This is a genomic window from Micromonospora sp. Utrum1, from assembly GCF_057197805.1.
The window spans coordinates 2,265,231-2,285,415 of record NZ_CM170071.1 but is presented as its reverse complement, the minus strand read 5'-3'; the positions used below and the strand labels follow the sequence as shown (position 1 = coordinate 2,285,415).

General features: G+C 75.6%; 18 protein-coding genes and 1 pseudogene. 14 read left to right on the top strand and 5 right to left on the bottom strand.

Going from position 1 to position 20,185, the window contains the following annotated elements; translation table 11 throughout:
- Nucleotides 1–8 precede the first annotated feature (8 nt).
- Complete coding sequence (locus AC0OLQ_RS11050; protein ID WP_484531242.1) at nt 9–2,066, bottom strand: DNA gyrase/topoisomerase IV subunit B; 2,058 nt, start codon at nt 2,064–2,066, stop codon at nt 9–11.
- Between the two features lie 314 nt (nt 2,067–2,380).
- Between AC0OLQ_RS11050 and AC0OLQ_RS11045 the strand changes: the two genes are divergently transcribed.
- On the top strand, nt 2,381–3,637 hold the full coding sequence (locus AC0OLQ_RS11045) for an SGNH/GDSL hydrolase family protein (protein WP_484531241.1): 1,257 nt from the start codon (nt 2,381–2,383) through the stop codon (nt 3,635–3,637).
- A 49-nt stretch (nt 3,638–3,686) separates the two neighbouring features.
- Here AC0OLQ_RS11045 and AC0OLQ_RS11040 read toward each other — a convergent pair whose 3' ends face one another.
- Together AC0OLQ_RS11040 and AC0OLQ_RS11035 are read right to left on the bottom strand one after the other, a co-directional pair.
- On the bottom strand, nt 3,687–4,319 hold the full coding sequence (locus AC0OLQ_RS11040) for a class I SAM-dependent methyltransferase (RefSeq protein ID WP_484531240.1): 633 nt from the start codon (nt 4,317–4,319) through the stop codon (nt 3,687–3,689).
- Nucleotides 4,319–4,756 carry an RrF2 family transcriptional regulator gene (locus tag AC0OLQ_RS11035; RefSeq protein WP_484531239.1) on the bottom strand — a complete coding sequence of 146 codons (438 nt, stop codon included), beginning with the start codon at nt 4,754–4,756 and terminating at the stop codon, nt 4,319–4,321. The genes AC0OLQ_RS11040 and AC0OLQ_RS11035 overlap by 1 nt, the downstream gene beginning before the upstream one ends.
- A 161-nt stretch (nt 4,757–4,917) precedes the next feature.
- On the opposite strand from AC0OLQ_RS11035, the gene AC0OLQ_RS11030 reads away from it, so the two are divergent.
- From AC0OLQ_RS11030 to AC0OLQ_RS10970, 13 genes and pseudogenes are all read left to right on the top strand, one after another.
- Nucleotides 4,918–6,126 (top strand): globin domain-containing protein, encoded by a 1,209-nt coding sequence (locus AC0OLQ_RS11030; protein WP_484531238.1) that lies wholly within the window; start codon nt 4,918–4,920, stop codon nt 6,124–6,126.
- Between the two features lie 126 nt (nt 6,127–6,252).
- On the top strand, nt 6,253–7,905 hold the full coding sequence (locus AC0OLQ_RS11025) for a carbamoyltransferase family protein (protein ID WP_484531237.1): 1,653 nt from the start codon (nt 6,253–6,255) through the stop codon (nt 7,903–7,905).
- A complete protein-coding gene (locus AC0OLQ_RS11020; protein ID WP_484531236.1) occupies nt 7,902–8,936 on the top strand; it encodes a glycosyltransferase family 2 protein in 1,035 nt (344 codons plus the stop codon). The genes AC0OLQ_RS11025 and AC0OLQ_RS11020 overlap by 4 nt, the downstream gene beginning before the upstream one ends.
- Nucleotides 8,937–8,971: 35 nt before the next feature.
- Nucleotides 8,972–10,549: an HAD-IIIA family hydrolase gene (locus AC0OLQ_RS11015; protein ID WP_484531235.1), complete on the top strand. Its 1,578-nt coding sequence runs from the start codon at nt 8,972–8,974 to the stop codon at nt 10,547–10,549.
- A 46-nt stretch (nt 10,550–10,595) separates the two neighbouring features.
- Entirely contained in the window at nt 10,596–11,570 is a 975-nt protein-coding gene (locus AC0OLQ_RS11010) for a glycosyltransferase (RefSeq protein WP_484531234.1), read from the top strand.
- Nucleotides 11,555–12,772, top strand: a complete 1,218-nt coding sequence (locus AC0OLQ_RS11005) for a glycosyltransferase (protein WP_484531233.1) — start codon at nt 11,555–11,557, stop codon at nt 12,770–12,772. Before AC0OLQ_RS11010 ends, AC0OLQ_RS11005 begins: the two co-directional genes overlap by 16 nt.
- A pseudogene (locus AC0OLQ_RS11000) lies at nt 12,772–13,342 on the top strand (D-sedoheptulose-7-phosphate isomerase); the annotation flags it as partial. The gene AC0OLQ_RS11005 and the pseudogene AC0OLQ_RS11000, both read left to right, overlap by 1 nt.
- Nucleotides 13,343–13,667: 325 nt before the next feature.
- Nucleotides 13,668–15,080: a PfkB family carbohydrate kinase gene (locus AC0OLQ_RS10995; RefSeq protein ID WP_484531232.1), complete on the top strand. Its 1,413-nt coding sequence runs from the start codon at nt 13,668–13,670 to the stop codon at nt 15,078–15,080.
- Nucleotides 15,077–15,772 (top strand): SDR family oxidoreductase, encoded by a 696-nt coding sequence (locus AC0OLQ_RS10990; protein ID WP_484531231.1) that lies wholly within the window; start codon nt 15,077–15,079, stop codon nt 15,770–15,772. Before AC0OLQ_RS10995 ends, AC0OLQ_RS10990 begins: the two co-directional genes overlap by 4 nt.
- Nucleotides 15,769–16,770 (top strand): glycosyltransferase family 9 protein, encoded by a 1,002-nt coding sequence (locus AC0OLQ_RS10985; protein ID WP_484531230.1) that lies wholly within the window; start codon nt 15,769–15,771, stop codon nt 16,768–16,770. The genes AC0OLQ_RS10990 and AC0OLQ_RS10985 overlap by 4 nt, the downstream gene beginning before the upstream one ends.
- A gap of 22 nt (nt 16,771–16,792) precedes the next feature.
- Nucleotides 16,793–17,650: an alpha/beta hydrolase family protein gene (locus AC0OLQ_RS10980; protein ID WP_484531229.1), complete on the top strand. Its 858-nt coding sequence runs from the start codon at nt 16,793–16,795 to the stop codon at nt 17,648–17,650.
- Between the two features lie 103 nt (nt 17,651–17,753).
- Nucleotides 17,754–18,383, top strand: a complete 630-nt coding sequence (locus AC0OLQ_RS10975; RefSeq protein ID WP_484531228.1) for a hypothetical protein — start codon at nt 17,754–17,756, stop codon at nt 18,381–18,383.
- A gap of 126 nt (nt 18,384–18,509) precedes the next feature.
- The gene (locus AC0OLQ_RS10970; RefSeq protein ID WP_484531227.1) at nt 18,510–18,902 is read left to right on the top strand and encodes a hypothetical protein; all 393 of its coding nucleotides are present in this window, start codon (nt 18,510–18,512) and stop codon (nt 18,900–18,902) included.
- An 83-nt stretch (nt 18,903–18,985) separates the two neighbouring features.
- Here the strand turns inward: AC0OLQ_RS10970 and AC0OLQ_RS10965 are convergent, their stop codons facing one another.
- Nucleotides 18,986–19,189: a GTPase activator gene (locus tag AC0OLQ_RS10965; protein WP_357333152.1), complete on the bottom strand. Its 204-nt coding sequence runs from the start codon at nt 19,187–19,189 to the stop codon at nt 18,986–18,988.
- Nucleotides 19,190–19,248: 59 nt separating this feature from the next.
- Entirely contained in the window at nt 19,249–20,139 is an 891-nt protein-coding gene (locus tag AC0OLQ_RS10960; RefSeq protein WP_484531226.1) for a DUF72 domain-containing protein, read from the bottom strand.
- Nucleotides 20,140–20,185 lie beyond the last annotated feature (46 nt).

Below are 20,185 nucleotides of genomic sequence, written 5' to 3'. Positions count from 1 at the left end.
CCCGGTGGTCAGGCGTCGATGGCGTCGCGGTCGACCAGGTCGGCCGAGTCGATGAGCCAGTTGCGGCGGGGCTCGACCTTCTCCCCCATGAGCAGTTCGAGGATCCGCTCGGCGGCCTCGACGTCGTCGAGGGTGATCCGGCGGACCGCCCGGGTGGCCGGGTTCATGGTGGTCTCCCAGAGTTCGTCGGCGTCCATCTCGCCGAGACCCTTGAACCGCGGGATCGGCGTGACGATCTGCTTGCCGGCCTTCTCCAGCTTGCGGACCGTCGCCTCCATCTCGGCCTGCGTGTAGGTGTAGACGGTCTGCGGGTTGCGCCCCTTGGTGGTGATCTTGTGCAGGGGCGGCATGGCCGCGTAGAGCCGGCCCGCCTCGATCAGCGGCCGCATGTAGCGGGCGAAGAGCGTGATGAGCAGGGTGCGGATGTGCGCGCCGTCCACGTCGGCGTCGGCCATGATGAGCACCCGGCCGTAGCGCAGCGCGGAGAGGTCGAAGGTCCGCCCCGAACCGGCGCCGAGCACCTGCACGATCGCCGCGCACTCGGCGTTGTCCAGCACCTGCTGGAGGTTCGCCTTCTGCACGTTGAGGATCTTGCCGCGGATCGGCAGCAGGGCCTGGTATTCCGAGGAGCGGGCCATCCGGCTGGTGCCGAGCGCGCTGTCACCCTCCACGATGAACAGCTCGCTGCGCTCCACCCCGGTGGCCCGGCAGTCGACCAGCTTGGCCGGCATCGACGCGCCCTCCAGGGCGGTCTTGCGCCGGGCGGCGTCCTTCTGCTGCTTCTGGGTCAGCCGGACCCGGGCCGCGTCGACGATCTTCTGGAGCACCGTCCGGGCCTCGGCCTTGGTCTTCCGGTCCTCCAGCCACGCCTTGAGGTGCGCCTCGACCAGGCCCTGGAGCACCTTGGTGATGCCGGCGGTGGAGAGCTCGTCCTTGGTCTGCGAGGTGAACTGCGGCTCCGGGATCCGCACGTGCACCACGGCCGTCATGCCCTCCAGGACGTCGTCCAGGGTGGGCGCGTCCTCCTTGGGCTTGAGCAGGCCGCGGGTGTTGCGGGCGGCCTCGGCGAGGGTCCGGGCCAGGGCCCGCTCGAAGCCCTTGCGGTGGGTGCCGCCGTGGGCGTTGCGGATGGTGTTGGTGAAGCACTCGACGGTGCGCTCGTAGCCGGTGCCCCAGCGGAAAGCCACCTCGACCTCGGCCCGGCGCTGCACGTTGGACTGCATGACGCCGTTGGCGTCGGCGGCGTTCTCCCGGTAGGTCCCCTCGCCGGTGACCAGCAGGGTGCCCGAGACCGGGCGGTCGCCGGCCGGGGCCAGGTTTTCCACCATGTCGGTGAGGCCGTCGGGGAAGTGGAAGCTCTCCTCGACGACCTTCTCGCCGGTCTCGTCGCGCAGCCGGTAGGCCACGCCCGGCACCAGGAAGGCGGTGTTGCGCAGCTTGAGCCGGACCGCCTCGGTGTCGAGGGCGGCGCCCGTCTCGAAGTAGCGCGGGTCGTGCCACCAGCGGATGGAGGTGCCGGTGCGCTGGCCGCGCTTCATGGCGCCGACGATCTGCAGGCCGGGGCCGGGGGTGAACGGCGCGTCCGGGCCGTCGCCGTCGAAGATCCCGGGTACGCCGTGCCGGAACGACATCGAGTGGACCTTGCCGCCGCGGCGGACGGTGACGTCGAACCGCCGGGAGAGCGCGTTGACCGCCGAGGCGCCCACGCCGTGCAGGCCGCCGGAGGTCTTGTAGCCGGAGCCGCCGAACTTGCCGCCCGCGTGCAGGCGGGTCAGCACCAGCTCGACGCCGGAGATGCCGGACTTGGCGTGCACGTCGGTCGGGATGCCGCGACCGTCGTCGTCGACCCGCACCGAGCCGTCGGCGTGCAGGATCACGTCGACCTTGGTGGCGTGACCCGCGACACCCTCGTCGGTCGAGTTGTCGAGGATCTCGTTGACGAGGTGACCCACGCCACGGCTGTCGGTCGAGCCGATGTACATGCCGGGGCGCTTCCGGACGGCGTCAAGGCCCTCCAGGTGCGTCAGGTCGTCGGCCCCGTACAGGGTCTCAGGCTGTGCGGTCAACTGGTCGTACTCCCAGGTCTCGGCGGTGTGGTGCCGCTCACCGTGCGATCCCCCACGTCGATCGCCAGGCGCGGCGCGCCGGAGCGAGCCTAGCCCGGCGCTCCGACAGACCCGTGGCACCCGGTGCGGTGCGGCGCGGCCGGTGGCGAGGAGGCGTCCGTGGACGACAACGACGGGCCCCGCCGGTGTCTTCCCGGCCGAGGGATCCGGCAGCGGGCGCGCGGACGTCCGTCCATTGACGGGCGTCACACGAGCATGGTCTGATCGCCTCCTTGAAGAATCTTTCACATTTCGATGTGTGAGGGGGTCGGGCCATGTCCGTGTTCCGTCGTGCCGCGCTCGCGACGGCGCTGGCCGTCGCCGCGGTGGCGCTGCCGGCCGCCGTGGCGCCCGCCGGACCCGCCGCCGCCGCCCTGCCCACCGCCGCGGTGGCGCTGGGCGACAGCTTCATCAGCGGCGAGGGCGCCGGGGCGTACGCGCCGGTGGTCGACGTCGACGGGGTGGCCCAGGGCTTCCCCGGCTGGTCGGCACCGAACAACAACGCCTACTTCTGCCACCGCTCGCCGAACGCCTCGCTGTTCCAGGCCGACCTGCCGGGCATCGCGGCCCGGTTCAACCTGGCCTGCTCGGGCGGGCAGCCGTACGACATCGCCGCCGCCTCCGCCACCCGCACGAAGGGCCGGCAGGTCAGCGCCCAGCTCGACCAGCTCCGGGCGGTGGCGAGCACCCACGACATCGACCTGGTGCTGGTCGGCCTCGGCTCGAACAACAGCTCGTTCACCTTCGGCAGCGTGGCGGAGAAGTGCGCCAACCGGTTCATCGCCGACGCCTGGACCGGCTGGTGGGAGTTCTGGGCGTACCTCGGCGGGCCGGTCGAGCAGGAGCCGTGCACGGACGCCGACCTGGCCACCGCCGCGCAGTTCAGCGCCGCGACCGCCGAGACCACGGCGGCGGTCCGGCAGCTGCTCACCACCCTCGACCAGGTCGACGCCGACGGCCAGCACCGGGTGGTGTTCCAGGACTACACCAACCCGCTCCCCGCCGACCTGGCCTCGGTCTACTGGACCGAGGACGACCGGGACGACACCCGGGACAAGTTCCGCGCCCTCGGCGCCGAACGGTACGCGGCCGGCTGCCCGATCCACCGGGGCAGCCTGGCGCCGGGCCAGCGCTTCTCGCAGGGCCTCGGCACCCTGGTCAACGCCGTGCGGACCACCCTTGCGGCCGAGTTCCCGCAGGACAACCTGGTCTACCTCAACGTGCAGCGCGCCTTCGACGGCGCCCGGCTCTGCGAGTCGGCGGGCAGCCCGGGCAACGCCCTGGCCACCCCGATCCGGCTGATGGACGGCCCGACCGGCGTCTTCGTGACCAGCCTCTCCGGCTACGACAAGCTCGACATCCAGCGGATCGCGAACGCCTGCGGCACGTACTTCCAGACCTGCCAGGAGTCCTGGCACCCGAGCGCCGCCGGCCACCGGGTGCTGGGCCGCTGCCTGACCGGGGCCGCGGCGACCGGCGCCCGGGCGGTGTCCTGCGTCCGCGCCCCGGACGGCACGGTCACGGTGAGCTGACCCGCCGCCAGCCGCGAGGCGTCCCGAAGCCCGGGGCGCCTCGTCGCGGTCAGGGACCGACGGCCCGGCCGAGCACGTGCGGCGACGCCGGTCCCGGCATCCCCGTCGGCGGGAAGCGGAACCGGTCCAGCTCGGTCACGGTGAAGCCGGCCGCCCGGATCGCCGCCACGGTGTCCCGGGCGGTGTGGCAGCCGGCGCAGCAGAGCGGCCAGAGCGTGGCGTCCGCCAGGCGCTGGGCCCGGCGCAGCCCCGGGGTCTCCGCGACGACGTGCTCGTAGAAGCGGAGTTCTCCGCCCGGGCGCAGGACCCGGCGCGCCTCGCGCAGCGCCGCCGCCTGGTCCGGCACCGAGCAGAGCACCAGCGACAGCACCACCGCGTCGGCGCTCGCGTCGGCGACCGGCAGCGCCTCGGCCAGGCCGGCGGCCACGGTCACCGGCACCGGCGCGTCGGGCGCGGCGGCCCGGACGAGGTCGCGCAACCGGGACTCCGGCTCCACGGCGAGCACCCCGGTCACGGTCGGCGGATAGTGCGGGAGGTTCCGCCCGTTGCCGGCCCCCACCTCGACCACCCGGCCGCGCAGCCCGGCCACCAGCCGGCGCCGGTGCGCGGCGGCGCCGGCCCGGTCCATGACGACGCTGGCCCGCGCGAAGACCCGGGCGAAGATCGGATGCGAGACGGCCATCAGGCACGGGCCTCCGCAGCGCTGAGGGTGAGCAGCAGCGGACCGGCGGGGCCGTCGACCAGGTCGCCGAGGCGTACCCCGTCGAGCACGGCGAGGAAGGCGGCCTGGGCGCGGCGCAGTTGGCCGCGCAGCCGGCAGCCGGCGACCAGCGGGCAGGACGGCTGCTCGCAGTTGACCACCTCGTCGTTGCCCTCGAAGGCCCGGACCACGTGGCCGACGGTCAACTCCCCGGCGGGCTCGGCGAAGGACACCCCGCCGGAGCGGCCCCGGATGGTGACCAGCACGCCGAGCCGTTGCAACCGCTGCACCACCTTGGCCACGTGGCTGCGCGGCAGCGCGAGCTGGGTGGCGAGCTCGTCCACGGTGGTCCGGGCCGGGGACGCGGCGGTCAGCATGGCGATCCGCAGGGCCATGTCGGTCGACCGGTTGAGCTTCACGCCTCGACCCTAGCCAGCGAGCGCTCGGCGCGACACGGGCCGACCAGGCCGTTCGGGGCGGTGATCCACACCACGCCGGTCCCGGGACCTTCGACCCTGAAGGCGAATCTCGGACTCCTGTTCAGTGGTGATCGACCCGTTCGACGCCACAAGGAGTAGTCGTGCTTTCGGAATCCTCAGCAGCGGTGGTGACGGCGACCCTGCCCGCCGTACAGGCCCACGGCGAGGCGATCACCGGCCGGTTCTACCAGCGCATGTTCGCCGCCCACCCGGAGCTCCTGAACATCTTCAACCGGAGCAACCAGGCCACCGGCACGCAGAAGGCGGCGCTGGCCGGCGCCGTGGTCGCGTACGCCGAGCACCTGACCGGGGGCAGCGGGATGCCGTGGGGGCCGATCCTGGACCGGATCGCGCACAAGCACGTCTCCCTGGGGATCACCGCCACCCAGTACACGATCGTCGGCCGGCACCTGATGGCCGCGGTGGCCGAGGTGCTCGGCGAGGCGGTCACCCCCGAGGTCGCGGCGGCCTGGGACGAGGTGTACTGGCTGCTGGCCTGCGAGCTGATCGCCCGGGAGGCGCGCCTCTACACCGAGGCCGGCGTGCCGGAGAACGGCTCGGTGTGGCGCGAGTGGCGGGTCACGGAGAAGACCGCGGAGACCCCGGACGTGGTGTCCTTCACCCTGGTCCCCGCCGACGGCGGTCCGGTGCCCGGCTTCACCGCCGGCCAGTACACCTCCGTCGCGGTCGACCTGGACGGCGGTCGTGGCCAGCAGATCCGGCAGTACAGCCTCTCCGGCCGGCCCGGCGCCGACCACTGGCGGATCACCGTGAAGCGGGTACGCGGCACCGCCGGCGCGCCCGACGGCATGGTCTCCGGCTTCCTGCACAAGCGCGTCGCCGTCGGCGAAACGCTCCGGCTCAGCCCGCCGTTCGGCGAGGTCAGCGCGCTCGGCGACGGGCAGCCGCTGCTGCTGGTCAGCGCCGGCATCGGGCTGACCCCGGCCATGTCGGCGCTGGCCCACCTGGCGGCCACCGAGCCCGAGCGGCCGGTGACGCTGGTGCACGCCGACCGGACCGGCGCCGCGCACGCGCTGCGCCACGAACTGCCCGCGCTCCAGGAGCGGCTGCCGAACCTGTCGGTGCGTCTCTGGTACGAGGACACCGCCGGCGGCGAACTGGCCGGGGGCAAGGCGGAGATCGCCGAGGGGCTCGTCGACCCGGCGCTGGTCCCGCTCGCCCCCGGCGCGTACGTGCACCTGTGCGGGCCGGTGCCGTTCATGGCGCTGGTCCGGGGCGGCCTGCTGCGCCGGGGCGTACCGGCCGAGCGGATCGCGTACGAGGTGTTCGGTCCGGGCATGCTGCGCTGAGGCTCGCCGACCGCGGCGACCGGGGGCTTTGGTCCCGAATCAGGAAACTCCACAACGGAGATTCGACTTCTCGGAGAAGTCGATGATCTACAGGTTAGGTCGTGGTCGCCAGGGTAGGGACTACTCATGCGCGTCCTTGGAATCAACGCGGTCTTCCACGACCCCGCGGCCGCCCTGGTGGTCGACGGCCGGGTGGTGGCCGCCGCCGAAGAGGAACGGTTCAGCCGCCGCAAGCACGGCAAGCGCCCGGTCCCGTTCTCCGCCTGGGAGCTGCCCGAGCTCTCCGCCGCGTGGTGCCTGGCCAGCGCGGGGATCGACGTGGACAGCCTCGACGCGGTGGCGTACTCCTTCGACCCCGGCCTCTGCCGCGACGCCGCTGAGCTGGGCCTCAGCGACCCCTGGGACTGGCTGCGGGTCGACTACGCCCGGCGGGCCCCGCAGTTCCTCGCCGCCGCCCTGCCCGGGCTCGACCCGGACAGGGTGCGGTTCGTGCCCCACCACGTCGCGCACGCGGCCTCCGCCGGCCTGGCCGCCCCGCCGGCCGGCGACGACACCGCCGTGCTGGTGCTCGACGGCCGCGGTGAGGTGGCCAGCCACCTGGCCGGCGTCTACCGGGACGGACGGCTGTCCCCCCTGTACTCGCAGCAGCTCCCCCACTCGCTGGGCCTGCTCTACGAGGACCTCACCCGGCACCTCGGCTTCCTGCACTCCAGCGACGAGTACAAGGTGATGGCGCTGGCCTCCTACGGCCGGCCGAAGCACCTGGGCATGCTCCGCGAGCTGGTGCGGGTCACCGACGACGGCGGATTCCAGGTCGAGCGGATCGACTGGACGAGCATGGCCAAGGCGGTCGCGGCCGGCGGCGAGCCGGCCGAGGAGCACGCCGACCTGGCGTCCAGCGTGCAGGCCCGACTGGAGGAGGTCATCCTCGACCTGTCCCGCTGGCTGTACGACGCCTCCGGCGGCGCCACCACCCTGGCCATGGCCGGCGGGGTGGCGCTGAACTGCGTGGCCAACGCGCGGATCGCGGCCGAGGGGCCGTACCGGACCGTCTGGGTGCAACCGGCGGCCGGCGACGCGGGCACCGCGCTCGGCGCGGCCCTGCACGTGGCCGGCGAGCTGGGCGACCGGTCCACCCCGATGACCGGCGCGGACCTCGGCCGGGGCTGGTCGGACGAGGAGCTGGAGGCGGAGCTGCGCCGGGCGGCGTTGCCGTACACCCGGCCGGCGTCGATCGCCGCCGAGGCGGCCCGGGTGCTCGCCGACAACAGCATCGTCGCCTGGTACCAGGGGCGCAGCGAGTACGGCCCGCGGGCGCTCGGCCACCGGTCGCTGCTGGCCCATCCCGGCGACCCGGACACCACCCGCCGGATGAACGACGTCAAGGGCCGGGAGCAGTTCCGGCCGATCGCCCCGATGGTCCGCGCGGAACGCTTCGCGGAGATCTTCGAGGGGGTTTACCCCAGCCCGTACATGCTCTTCGTGCACCGGGTGAAGCCCGACTGGCGGGATCGGATCCCGGCGGTCACCCACGTCGACGGGACCGCCCGGGTGCAGACCGTGCACGCGGAATCCGAGCCGGTGGTGGCCGAGCTGCTGGCCGAGTTCGAGCGGCGCACCGGGCTGCCGGTGGTGGTGAACACCTCGTTGAACACCGCCGGGCGGCCCATGGTGGACACCCCGCGCGAGGCCATGGAGCTGTTCGGCTCCGCCCCGGTGGATCTGCTCGCCCTCGGGCCGTTCGCGGTGCACCGCCGGGGGCTCGGTGGTGCGCGGTGATCAGCGTCGTGGTGCCCACGCTGGGGCGGCCGAGCCTGGCCACCCTGCTGGACGCCCTGGCCGGCCAGCTCGACGAGCTGCCCGGAGCCGAACTGCTGCTGGTCGACGACCGGCGCGACGACACCGGGGAACTGGCGGTGCCGGGGGCGCTGGCGGCGTACACGAAGGTGCTGACCGGGCGCGGCGCGGGCCCGGCGGCGGCCCGCAACCTGGGCTGGCGGGCCACTCGCGGCGAGTGGGTGGTCTTCCTCGACGACGACGTCGTGCCGGCGCCGGACTGGGTTCGGCGGCTGCGCGAGGACCTCGCGGTGGCCGGCGGGATCGGCGGGGTGCAGGGCGTGGTGGACGTGCCGCTGCCCGCGCACCGGCGCCCCACCGACTGGGAACGCGGCACCGCCGGCCTGGCCGAGGGAAAGTGGATCACCGCGGACATGGCCTACCGCCGGGCGGCCCTCGCCGCCGCGGGCGGGTTCGACGAGCGCTTCCCGCGCGCCTACCGGGAGGACGCCGAGCTGGCCCACCGGATCCGGCGCGCCGGCTGGGACCTGGTCCGTGGTCACCGTCGGGTGACCCACCCGGTCCGCCCGGAGAGCCGCTGGATCAGCCTGCGCACCCAGCGCGGCAACGCCGACGACGCGCTGCTCCGCCGGCTGTACGGCCCGGCCTGGCGCACCGACCTCGACCTGCCGCCGGGGCGGCGGCCCCGGCACCTGGCGGTCGCCACGGCCGGTGCGCTGGCCCTGGCCGCCGCGACGGTGCGCACCGCTCCCCTCCGCTCCGCCCGCGCCCGGCGGGCCCTCGGCGCGGTCGGCGGCCTGGCCGCGCTCGGCTGGGTGGCCGGCACCGCCGAGTTCACCCGGGCCCGCGTCGCGCCCGGCCCGCGCACCCCCGACGAGGTCGCCACCATGCTGGTGACCAGCGCGCTCATCCCGCCGCTGGCGGTCGTCCACTGGGTACACGGCTGGTGGCGTGCCCGCGCCGTTCCCGCCGGGGCGCTCGTCGCCGCCCCCGACCCAGGGGCGGGAAGGTGATGTTTACTTCCTTGTCGCAGGGCAACTGTCCACCCATGAATCCGTCCGGTCCCGCCCTCTACGACGCGGTGCTGCTCGACCGCGACGGCACCCTGGTCGAGGACGTGCCCTACAACGGCGACCCGGAGAAGGTCCGGCCACTGCCCGGGGCACGGGCGGCGCTGGACCGGCTGCGCGCGGCCGGACGCCGGCTGGGCGTGGTGACCAACCAGTCCGGGCTGGCGCGGGGCTACTTCACCGAGGCGCAGATGCACGCGGTGCACGCCCGGATCGAGGAGCTGCTGGGCCCCTTCGACCACTGGGCGATCTGCCCGCACGACGACACCGACGGCTGCGCCTGCCGCAAGCCGGCTCCCGGGCTGGTGCACGAGGCCGCGCGGGCGCTCGGCACCGCGCCCCGGCGTTGCGTGCTGGTCGGCGACATCGGCCGCGACATGGCCGCGGCGCTCGCCGCCGGCGCCACCGGGATCCTGGTGCCCACCCCGGTCACCCGCCCCGAGGAGGTCGCCGAAGCGCCGACCGTCGCCCGGGACCTGCCCGGCGCGGCGGACGAGATCCTGCGCCGGGACCGGGCGGTACGGCCGGTGGCGCCGCGTACCGGCCGGGCCGGCACGGTGCTGGTGGTGCGCAGCGACTCGGCCGGGGACGTGCTGGTCACCGGCCCCGGCATCCGCGCGGTGGCGGCCGGGGCGGAACGGGTGGTCCTGCTCTGCGGGCCACGCGGCCGGGCGGCGGCGGAGCTGCTGCCCGGCGTCGACGAGCTGATCGAGTGGCGGCTGCCCTGGATCGACGGGTCCCCCGAGCCGGTCGACCCCGAGGACATGCGCCGGCTCACCGCCCGGCTGGCCGCGGTGAGGGCCGACGAGGCGGTCGTCTTCACCTCCTTCCACCAGTCGCCGCTCCCCCTCGCCCTGCTGCTGCGGATGGCCGGCGTCCCCCGGATCAGCGCGATCAGCGACGACTACCCCGGCTCCCTGCTGGACGTGCGGCACCGGGTGCCGGTCGGGGTCCCCGAACCGGAGCGGGCGCTCTCCCTGGCCGCCGCGGCCGGCTTCGCGCTGCCGGCGGGCGACGAGCCGGGCCTGCGGCTCCGCGCCGACCTGCGCGCGCCCTCCGTCGACCTGCCCGCCGGCGGCTACCTGGTGGTGCACCCCGGTTCGTCAGCGCCGGCCCGGGCCTGCCCGCCCGAGCGCTGCGCCGAGATCGTGGCCGCCCTCGCGGCCGACGGGCACCACGTGCTGGTCACCGGCGGGCCCGGGGAACGGGAACTGACCGCCCGGGTCGCCGCCGCCGGCGGCACCGACCTCGGTGGGGCGACCGACCTGGCCGGGCTGGCCCGGATCGTCGCCGGGGCCCGCTGCCTGGTGGTCGGCAACACCGGGCCGGCTCACCTCGCCGCCGCCGTCGGCACCCCGGTGGTCAGCCTCTTCGCCCCGACCGTCCCGTTCGGACAGTGGGCGCCCTACCGGGTGCCGACGGTCCGGCTCGGCGACGCCGGGGCGGCCTGCCGGGACACCCGGGCGGCCCGCTGCCCGGTCGCCGGGCACCCCTGCCTGAGCGGCGTCGACCCGGCCCGGGTGGTCGCCGCCGTCCGCCTGCTCGTCCCCGGCTGACCCCCACCCCGCCCCCGCCCCCGCACAGTCGCCGACGAGGAGAGAGATGAACGTTCTGCTGTGGCACGTGCACGGCTCCTGGACGACGTCGTTCGTGCGCGGGAGACATCGGTACCTGGTGCCGGTCACGCCCGACCGCGGCCCGTTCGGGCTGGGTCGGGCGCGTACCTACGCCTGGCCGGCGAACGCCGTCGAGGTGACCCCGGAGGAGCTGGGACGGGCGGAGGTCGACCTGGTCGTCCTGCAACGGCCCGAGGAGCTGGAGCTGGCCGAGCGGTGGCTGGGCCGCCGGCCGGGCCGGGACCTGCCGGCCGTCTACGTCGAGCACAACACCCCGAAGGGCGACGTGCCGAACACGCGCCACCCGATGGCCGACCGGGACGACCTGCTGCTCACCCACGTGACCCACTTCAACGAGCTGTTCTGGGACAACGGCGGCACCCGCACCGCGGTCGTCGAGCACGGCATCGTGCCGCCGAGGGTGGAGTGGACCGGCGAGCTGGACCGCCTCGCCGTGGTCACCAACGAGCCGGTCCGCCGCTGGCGGGTCACCGGCACCGACCTGATGCCCCGCTTCGCCGCGGTCGCCCCGCTGGACGTGTTCGGGATGGGGGTGGACGGCCTGCCCGACCGGCTCGGTCTGCCGGCGGACCGCCTGGCCACCCACGACGACCCGCCGCAGGACCGGATGCACGTTGAGGTGGCCCGGCGGCGGGCCTACCTGCACCTGTGCCGCTGGACGTCGCTCGGGCTGAGCCTGATCGAGGCCATGACCATCGGCATGCCGGTGGTCGCGCTGGCCACCACCGAGGCCGTGGACGCCGTGCCGCCCGATGCGGGGGTCCTCTCCACCCGCGTGGACACGCTGGTCGAGGCGGCCCGCTGGCTCGCCGAGGACCGCGACGCCGCGTACCGGCTGGGGGCGCGGGCACGCGAGGTGACGAAGGAACGCTTCGGGCTCGACCGGTTCCTCGCCGACTGGGACCGGATCATGGAGGAGGAGACATGCGCATCGCGATGATTTCGGAGCATGCCAGCCCGCTCGCCGTCCTCGGCGAGGAGGACGCCGGCGGTCAGAACACCCATGTGGCGGAGCTCGCGTCCGCGCTGGTCGGCGAGGGACACGACGTCCGCGTCTACACCCGCCGGGACTCCACCACCCTCCCCGAGGCGGTGTCCACCCCGGACGGCTACCAGGTGTGCCACGTGCCGGCCGGCCCGGCACAGCGGGTGCCGAAGGACGAGCTGCTGCCGTACATGGGCGAGTTCGGCAGCTGGCTGGCGGACACCTGGCGGCGTGGCGGCTGGACCCCGGACGTCGCGCACGCGCACTTCTGGATGAGCGGGCTGGCCACGGTGCACGCCGGCCGGCGGACCGGGGTGCCGACCGTGCTGACGTACCACGCGCTCGGCACGGTCAAGCGCCGGCACCAGGGCGCGAAGGACACCAGTCCACCAGGGCGGATCGGCTACGAGCGGGCGCTCGGCCGGGCCGTCGACCGGGTGATCGTGCAGTGCGAGGACGAGGTCCGGGAGCTGGTCCGGATGGGCGTGCCCCGCTCCCGGATGGCGCTCGTCCCGTCCGGCGTCAACCAGGCGGTGTTCCGCCCCGACGGCACGGTCGCCCCGCGCGACCCGGCCCGCCCGCGCATCCTCACCGTCGGCCGGATGGTCGAGCGCAAGGGCTTCCTGGACGTGGTCCGGGCGCTGCCCGCGGTGCCGGACGCCGAGTGCGTGGTGGTCGGCGGCCCGCCGGCCGACCTGCTCCCCGCCGACTCGTTCGCCCGGCGGCTGTCCGCGCTGGCCGAGTCGTGCGGCGTGGCCGACCGGGTGAAGCTGGTCGGCGCGGTGCCGCGCGAGGAGATGGGCGCCTGGTACCGCTCGGCGGACGTGCTGGTCGCCGCCCCCTGGTACGAGCCGTTCGGGCTCACCCCGCTGGAGGGGATGGCCTGCGGCGTGCCGGTGATCGGCACCAACGTGGGCGGCATCGCGGACACCGTCGTGGACGGGCTCACCGGTGAGCTGGTGCCGCCGCGCGACCCCCGCGCACTCGGCACCGCGCTGCGCCGGCTGCTGACCGACAAGGTCCGCCGCTTCGCGTACGCCACGGCCGCGCTGGACCGGATCCGCAGCCGGTACTCCTGGAAGCGCTGCGCCGAACAACTCGGCGCGGTCTACGCCGCGCTCACCACGGTGTCCCGGCCCGCGCCGGCGGTGGCCTGATGAGCCACCACGACACCCTCGACGCCCACCTGTCCGGGCTGGCCGCGGCGCTGCTGCCGTACCGGCGGGAGGCCGAGCGGTTGGCGGCCTGGGGCACCGAGCTGGCCTGGACCCTGGCCCGGGGCGGGCGGCTGCTGGTGGCCGGCAACGGCGGCAGCGCCGCCGAAGCCCAGCACCTCACCGCCGAACTCGTCGGCAAACTCCGCGACGACCGCGAACCCCTCTCCGCCATCGCCCTGCACGCCGAAACCTCCGCCCTCACCGCCATCGGCAACGACTACGGCTACGACGAGGTCTTCGCCCGCCAGGTCCGCGCCCACGGCCGACCCCACGACATCCTCCTGCTCATGTCCACCAGCGGCACCAGCACCAACCTCCTCACCGCCGCCCGGGCCGGCCACGACACCGGCCTGCGCTGCTGGGCCTTCACCGGCCCCGCCCCCAACCCGCTCGCCGACCTGTGCCACGACGTGCTCGCCGTGCCGTCCCCGGACAGCCAGGTGGTGCAGGAGCTGCACCTGGTGTCCACGCACCTGCTCTGCGAGTACGTCGACCAGGCGCTGCCGCTGATCCGGCAACTCCCGACCGCGTCCGTCCCGGCGCCCCGGGCGGGGACCTTCGCCCGCTGGGCACCGCCACCCGTCCCCACCGGCGACGACCGGAACGGTGTCGACGGGGCCATGGCGGACGGCCATCTGCTGGCCGGGGTCGGCTCCGGCTCGCACCTGGGCGTCGGCCGAGGGCTGGACGGGCACGCTCGGGACGAGGCGCGCCCGAACGGGCACCGCCCGGCCGACGGGCACGGCCGTAACGGGCACAACGGGCACGCGGCCAACGGGCGGCCGGCCAACGGGCGCGCCGGGCACGGGTCCACCGGCACCGGGTGGGTGCAGCCGTGAGCGGCCCGCTGGTCGTGGTCGGCGACGCGCTGCTGGATCGGGACGTCGCCGGCGTGGTCGGCCGGGTCGCCCCGGACGCGCCGGTGCCGGTGCTCGACGAACGGTCGGCCGTCGACCGGCCCGGCGGGGCCGGACTGGCCGCGCTGCTCGCCGCCGGACAGGACACCGAGGTCGCGCTGGTGACCGCGCTCGCCGACGACACCGGCGGAGCCCGCCTGGCCGAGCTGCTGGCCGGGGCCGGGGTGGCCGTGTACCCGATGCGCCTGCCCGGCGCGACGGCCGAGAAGATCCGGCTGCGCGCCGGTGGGCAGACGCTGCTGCGGCTGGACCGGGGCGGCGAGCCGCAGCCGCCGGGCGAGCCGTCCGAGGCCGTGCTGGAGCTGCTCTCCCGGGCCCGCGCCATCCTGGTCAGCGACTACGGTCGCGGCCTGGCCCGGCAGCCCACGCTGCGCGCGGCGCTGGCCGAAGCGGCCGCCCCGGTGGTCTGGGACCCGCACCCGCGCGGCCCCGCCGCGGTGGCCGGCGCCCGGCTGACCACGCCCAACCTCGGCGAACTGCGCGGGCTCACCGGCGACGCGGGGGCCGGCTCGGCGCTCTCCACCGCCACCCGGGCCGGGCAGGATCTGCGCCGCCGGTGGCGGGTCGGCGCGGTCGCGGTGACCATGGGGCCGGACGGGGCGGTGCTCTGTCACTCCGGCAGCACCCCGCTGGTGGTGCCGCCGCCGTCCACCCTGGAGCACGTCGAGGACACCTGCGGCGCCGGGGACCGGTTCGCCGCCACCGCCGCGCTGGTGCTGGCCGACGGCGCGTCGGTCGCCGAGGCGGTGCAGGCGGCGGTCGAGGCCGCGTCCGCGTACGTGGCGGCCGGCGGGGCGGCCGGCCTGCACCGGGCGGCGGAGCCGACGGCCGCGCCGGCCGTCGCGCGCACCGCCGAGGAGCTGGTGGCCGACGTACGCGCCGGCGGCGGCACGGTGGTCGCCACCGGTGGCTGCTTCGACATCCTGCACGCCGGTCACCTGGCCACCCTCCAGGCGGCCCGCCGCCTCGGCGACTGCCTGGTGGTCTGCCTCAACTCCGACCGCAGCGTCCGGGGCCTCAAGGGGCCCGAGCGTCCGGTCAACCCGGAGCAGGACCGGGCCCGGCTGCTGGCCGCCCTCGACTGCGTCGACGCGGTGGTGGTCTTCGACGAGCCCACCCCGCACCAGGTGCTCGCCCGGCTGCGCCCCGACGTCTGGGTCAAGGGCGGGGACTACGCCGGCGACGGCGCGCCCGAGCTGCCCGAGGCGGAGCTGGTGCACCGCTGGGGCGGCCGGGTCGTCACCGTGCCCTTCCTGGCCGGCCGGTCCACCACCGGCACCATCTCTGCCGCGCGCCAGCGCGGCCTCCACCTCGTCAAGGGAGCGGTATGAGCAGGGACTTGAACGGACGGGCGATTCTGGTCACCGGCGGGTCGAGCGGCCTCGGCGCGGCGGTGGTGACCGCCGTGGGCAAGGCCGGCGGCCGGCCGTACGTGCTGGACCGGCAGGCGCCGGCGGACGGGGTGCCCTGGGTCGAGTGCGACCTGGCCGACACCCGGGCCGCCGAGGCGGCCACCCGGCAGCTCGCCGAGCAGGCCGGCGAGCTGGCCGGTGTGGTGACCGCCGCCGGCATGGACGTGCCCGGCAGGCTCGCCGACGTCGACGGCGCGACCTGGGACCGGATCGTCACCATCAACCTGCTCGGCACCGCCGCGGTGATCCGGGCCGCGGTGCCGCACCTGGAGCGGGCGAACGGCACGGTGGTGACCGTGGCGTCCACGCTGGGCGTCAAGGCGGTCAGCGACGCGACCGCGTACTGCGCGGCGAAGTTCGGGGTGGTCGGCTTCACCCGGGCGCTCGCCGCCGAGCTGGCCGGGAAGGTCGGCGTCACGCTGCTGATCCCGGGCGGCATGCGGACGGCGTTCTTCGACGACCGGGACGAGCGGTACAAGCCCGGCCCGGACGCCGTGCTCAACGACCCGGCGGACACCGCCGAGGCGATCATGTTCGCCCTCTCCCAGCCGCCCGGCTGCGCCGTACGCGAGCTGGTGGTCTGCGCCGAACAGGAGTCGTCGTACCCGTGATCCTCGTGCTCCGGGCGCTCGGCGTCGGCGACCTCGCCACCGGGGTGCCGGCGCTGCGCGCGCTGCGCGCCGCGTACCCCGGACGGGAGCTGGCGCTGGTCGCGCCGCGCTGGCTGACCCCGCTGGTCGAGCTGGTCGGGGGCGTGGACCGGCAGGTGTTTGCGGACGGGCTGGGCCACCTCGGGTGGTCCGGCCCGCCGCCCGCGGTGGCGGTTAACCTGCACGGTCGCGGGCCGCAGTCGCACCGGATGCTGGCCGAGGTCCGGCCGCGGCGGCTGCTGGCCTTCGCCAACGCCGAGGCCGGGTGGCACGACGGTCCGCCGTGGCGGGCCGAGGAGCACGAGGTGGACCGGTGGTGCCGGCTGCTCGGCTGGTACGGCATCGCCGCCGACCGCACCGACCTGGCGCTGCGCCGGCCCGGGCCCGGCGGGCTGCCGACCGGGGTGACGGTGGTGCACCCGGGCGCCAAGGCGGTGCAGCGCCGCTGGCCGCCGGAGCGCTTCGCGGCGGTGGCCCGGGAGCTGGCCGGACGGGGCCACCGGGTGGTGGTCACGGGCAGTCCCGGCGAGCGGGGCATCGCCGGCGAGGTGGCCCGCCGGGCCGGGTTGCCGGCCGACGCCGTGCTGGCCGGCGCGACCGACGTCGGCGAACTGGCCGCGTTGGTCGCCCACGCCCGCCTGGTGGTCTGCGGGGACACCGGCATCGGTCACCTGGCCACCGCCTTCGCCACCCCGTCGGTGCTGCTCTTCGGCCCGGTGCCGCCCGCGTGGTGGGGGCCGCCGGCGGACCGGCCGTGGCACGAGGCGCTCTGGGTGGGGCCACGCCCGGCCGGCGAGGGCCCGGCGGTGCACCCGGCGCTGGCCGAGCTGGACGTGCCGGCGGTGCTGGCGGCGGTGGACCGGGTGACGGCGGCCGACCGGTCGCGGACGCGGGCGGTCACCGCGCGCCTGGTGCCGGTGCAGGCGGCGGCCGAGCCACCCCTTGCTACCCGCCGGTAGCTTCCCGCCGTAGGCTGAGCCGGTGAGCGGGGAGTACACGCAGGAGTTCGTGGACGTCGACGGCGCGCGCATCGGCGTCCAGGTCTACCCCGAGCCGGACGGGCCGCCCGGCGCGCCGGTGGTGGTGATCTGGCCCGCCATGGGGGTCCGCGCCCGCTACTACCGGCCCTTCGCCGCCGCGCTGCGCGACGCCGGGCTGGCCGTCGTCGTGGCCGATCTGCGGGGCACCGGCGAGAGCACCCCCACCCCCGCCCGCACCTGCCGGTACGGCTACGCCGAGCTGGCCGGCGACGTCGGCGCGGTGCTCGACGCGCTCAAGCCCCGGCTGGACGGCCGGACCCGGTTGCTGCTCGGGCACTCGCTCGGCGGGCAGGTCGCCGTGCTGCACCAGGCGCTGCATGACCCGGACCGGGTCGACGGGCTGGCCCTGGTGGCGGTGGGCATCCCCTGGTGGCGGGGGTACCCGGGACGGCGCGGCTGGGGCGTGCTGCCGTACACCCAGGGCATCGCGGCGATCGCGCGGCTGCTCGGGGTCTGGCCGGGCTGGGGGTTCGGCGGCCGGCAGGCGCGCGGGGTGATCCGCGACTGGGCGTACACCGCGCGGACCGGGCGCTTCCCGGTGCTCGACGGGGTCGACGCCGAGGCGGCCGTCCGGCGGGTCCGCACCCCGGTGCTCGCGGTCAGCGTCGACGACGACCAGTACACGCCGCACGAGACGCTGGACCACCTCTGCGGCAAGCTCGCCGCCGCGCCGGTGACCCGGCACCGCTACACCGTCGCCGAGGCGGGCGCCGCGCTGGACCACTTCACCTGGGTACGCGCCGCCACCCCGCTGGCCGCCCGGGTCGCCGCGTTCGCCGCCGCGCTGCCGCCCCGCTGACCCGGGACAGCCGGGCCGGTGGGTCGGCCGCCGGAAATCGGATGCGTAGCCGCGCCGAAGGTGGGTAAGCCGCACCGCCCGAACACGGCGGAGGGGGATCAGGATGTCCGAACGGCACACCGCGTTGCGCTCGATGCACGATCTGGGCCTGGCGGCCTGGTTCGGCGGCTCACTGATGGGGGCGCTCGGCGTCAACGGCGCGGCGGCGAAAATCGACGACTCGACCCAGCGGCTGCCGGTCGCCTCGGCCGGCTGGGCCCGCTGGACCCCGGTCAACGCGGCCGCGATCGGCGCGCACCTGGCCGGCGCGGTCGGCGAGCTGGTGACCGAGAGCCCACGGGTGGCCAGCCAGGCCGGGGTGGCGAGGATGAGCACGGTGAAGACCGCCCTGACGGTGGGCGCGCTGGCGGTGACCGGCTACAGCCGGCTGCTCGGCATGAAGCTGCAGAAGGCGGGCTCGCCGCCCGTCGAGGGGACCACCGAGCCGAGCTACCAGACTCCAGCGCACGTCGCCTCCTCGCAGCGGCAGATGAAGCTGCTGCAGTGGGCGGTCCCGGCGCTGACCGGCGCCCTGGTGGTGGTGTCGGCGTACATGGGCGAGCAGCAGAAGCCCGGACAGGTGTTCCGGGGCCTGCTCGGCCGGGCCGGCGGGCTGGCGAGCGCCCCGGCGGCGATCGGCAGGATGGCCGGGATGGGCGCGAACAAGCGACAGATGGCCATGGCCGGCAAGTGACCCGTCCCGCGGCCGGCGGCCCACCTCGTGGGGGGCGCCGGCCGCGGCGTACCCGGGTCCGGCGCATGACCGGACCGCTGGCGGGCAAACAACGCGGGCACGGGAATCAAGCCAGGTGAGGTGGCCATGAGCAGCAAGGACCGATCGGGTAGGGGTGAGGGGCGGGGGCCGGAGTCGGCCGCGCCGTGGGGCACCACCGACGGCTTCGACGCCGACCCGCCGTGGGGCGCGGGCGACGACGACCCGATGGACGAGGGCAGCGAGGAGAACGCGGTGCCCCAGGGCCGGCGGGGCGAACGCCGGGCGGCGGGCGCCGGACCGGACGGTCCTAAGGCCGGCCGGCACGGGTTCGGCTCGGTGGAGCCCACCCGGGCCACCGAGGCGGGACCTGGGGCGCCGCCGGACCCCGCGCCGTCGCGACGCACCTTCCCGGACGACCGCGCCGACGGGGACCTCGGCGACAACCCGCTGGAGGACGCCACCGGCATGCGCCCGGAAGGGGTCAGCCGGCGCGGCTGACCCGCACCGCCCGGCCCGAAGGGTGCGGACGGGGACGACACGACGCCCGGGGCGCCTCACCGCCCCGGGCGTCCGCCCACCGGTCAGGAACCGGTGCCGTCCTCCCCCGGCCGGCCCAGCACCGACGGCTCGTTCTCCGGCCCGTCCGGTTCGCCCACCGGGTGCCCGGTGTCGTCCACCACGCCCGGCGCCATGCTGCCGCCGTGCGCCTCCTCGGCCTCCCGGGTCGCCCGGGGATCCCGGTCGTCCCGGGCCAGGCCGCCGGGCTCGTCCCGCCGCTCGTCCACGCGTCCCCCTCGTTGTTGTCCTCGGCACCGCCGGTACCCGGGGCGTACCGGCGGAAACCTCAGGCGCGCGCGACGGCGGGGGCGACGCCGAGCAGCCCGGCGAGCCGGGCGGCGTCCCGCTGGGCCTGGTCACCGCAGCAGTTGTTCAGCAGCACGTGCAGTTCGGCGCACTGGTCTGCCAGTTCGCGCAGCAGTACGGACCAGCGCCGCAACTCCTCCTCGCCGTAGGCGTAGCGGAACCTGTCCTGCTTGTCGCCGCTCTCCCAGGCGGTGCTGTGGCCGTGGAACCGGACCACCGCCAGGTCGCCGGTGGCGACGAGGATCGGCGGCACCGAGGAGACGTGCCCCTGGGGCATGTCCACGCAGACGTAACCGAGCCCGTGCTCGCGCAGGAAGGTCACCGTGTCCACCACGGCGTCCTCGGTGAACCACGAGGAGTGCCGCAGTTCCACGCTGACCGGCCAGGGCCGGCACCGCCGGGCCGCGGCGAGGATCCGCCGCTTCGCCGCTTCGCCGCGGGCCAGCCAGGGTGGAAACTGGAGCAGCACGGCGCCGAGCCGGTCGGCCGCCGCGAGCGGCGCCAGCGCCGCGTGGAACCGGTCCCAGAGTTCGTCGTACGCCCCGGCGGAGAGGTCGCGCCAGCGGATCCGGCTCGGGCCGCCGGCCGGGCGCAGCTCCCTGGGCAGCGCATCGACCGGGGTGTGGTGGCCGGTGAAGAGGCGGAACGCCTTGACGTCGAAGGTGAAGCCGGGCGGGGTGGCGGCCGCCCAGCCCTCGGCGGTCTCCGGCGCCGGGATGGCGTAGTACGAGGTGTCCACCTCGACCAGACCGAACCGCTCGGCGTACCACCCGAGGCGGCCGGCCGGGGTGTTGACCGCGCGGGGATACCAGCCCGAGCGGACCAGCATCTGGTCGGCCCAAGAGGACGTGCCCACCTTGATGACACCCATGTAATTCAGTGCACCCCGATCCGGACGAAACGGCAACCCGGGACGG

Coding starts and splice junctions, on each gene's coding strand:
- AC0OLQ_RS11045 (WP_484531241.1), top strand. CDS start 2,381: ATGTCCGTGTTCCGTCGTGCCGCGCTCGCGACGGCGCTGGCCGTCGCC.
- AC0OLQ_RS11040 (WP_484531240.1), bottom strand. CDS start 4,319: ATGGCCGTCTCGCATCCGATCTTCGCCCGGGTCTTCGCGCGGGCCAGC.
- AC0OLQ_RS11025 (WP_484531237.1), top strand. CDS start 6,253: ATGCGCGTCCTTGGAATCAACGCGGTCTTCCACGACCCCGCGGCCGCC.
- AC0OLQ_RS11015 (WP_484531235.1), top strand. CDS start 8,972: ATGAATCCGTCCGGTCCCGCCCTCTACGACGCGGTGCTGCTCGACCGC.
- AC0OLQ_RS11010 (WP_484531234.1), top strand. CDS start 10,596: ATGAACGTTCTGCTGTGGCACGTGCACGGCTCCTGGACGACGTCGTTC.
- AC0OLQ_RS11005 (WP_484531233.1), top strand. CDS start 11,555: ATGCGCATCGCGATGATTTCGGAGCATGCCAGCCCGCTCGCCGTCCTC.
- AC0OLQ_RS10990 (WP_484531231.1), top strand. CDS start 15,077: ATGAGCAGGGACTTGAACGGACGGGCGATTCTGGTCACCGGCGGGTCG.
- AC0OLQ_RS10975 (WP_484531228.1), top strand. CDS start 17,754: ATGTCCGAACGGCACACCGCGTTGCGCTCGATGCACGATCTGGGCCTG.
- AC0OLQ_RS10970 (WP_484531227.1), top strand. CDS start 18,510: ATGAGCAGCAAGGACCGATCGGGTAGGGGTGAGGGGCGGGGGCCGGAG.
- AC0OLQ_RS10960 (WP_484531226.1), bottom strand. CDS start 20,139: ATGGGTGTCATCAAGGTGGGCACGTCCTCTTGGGCCGACCAGATGCTG.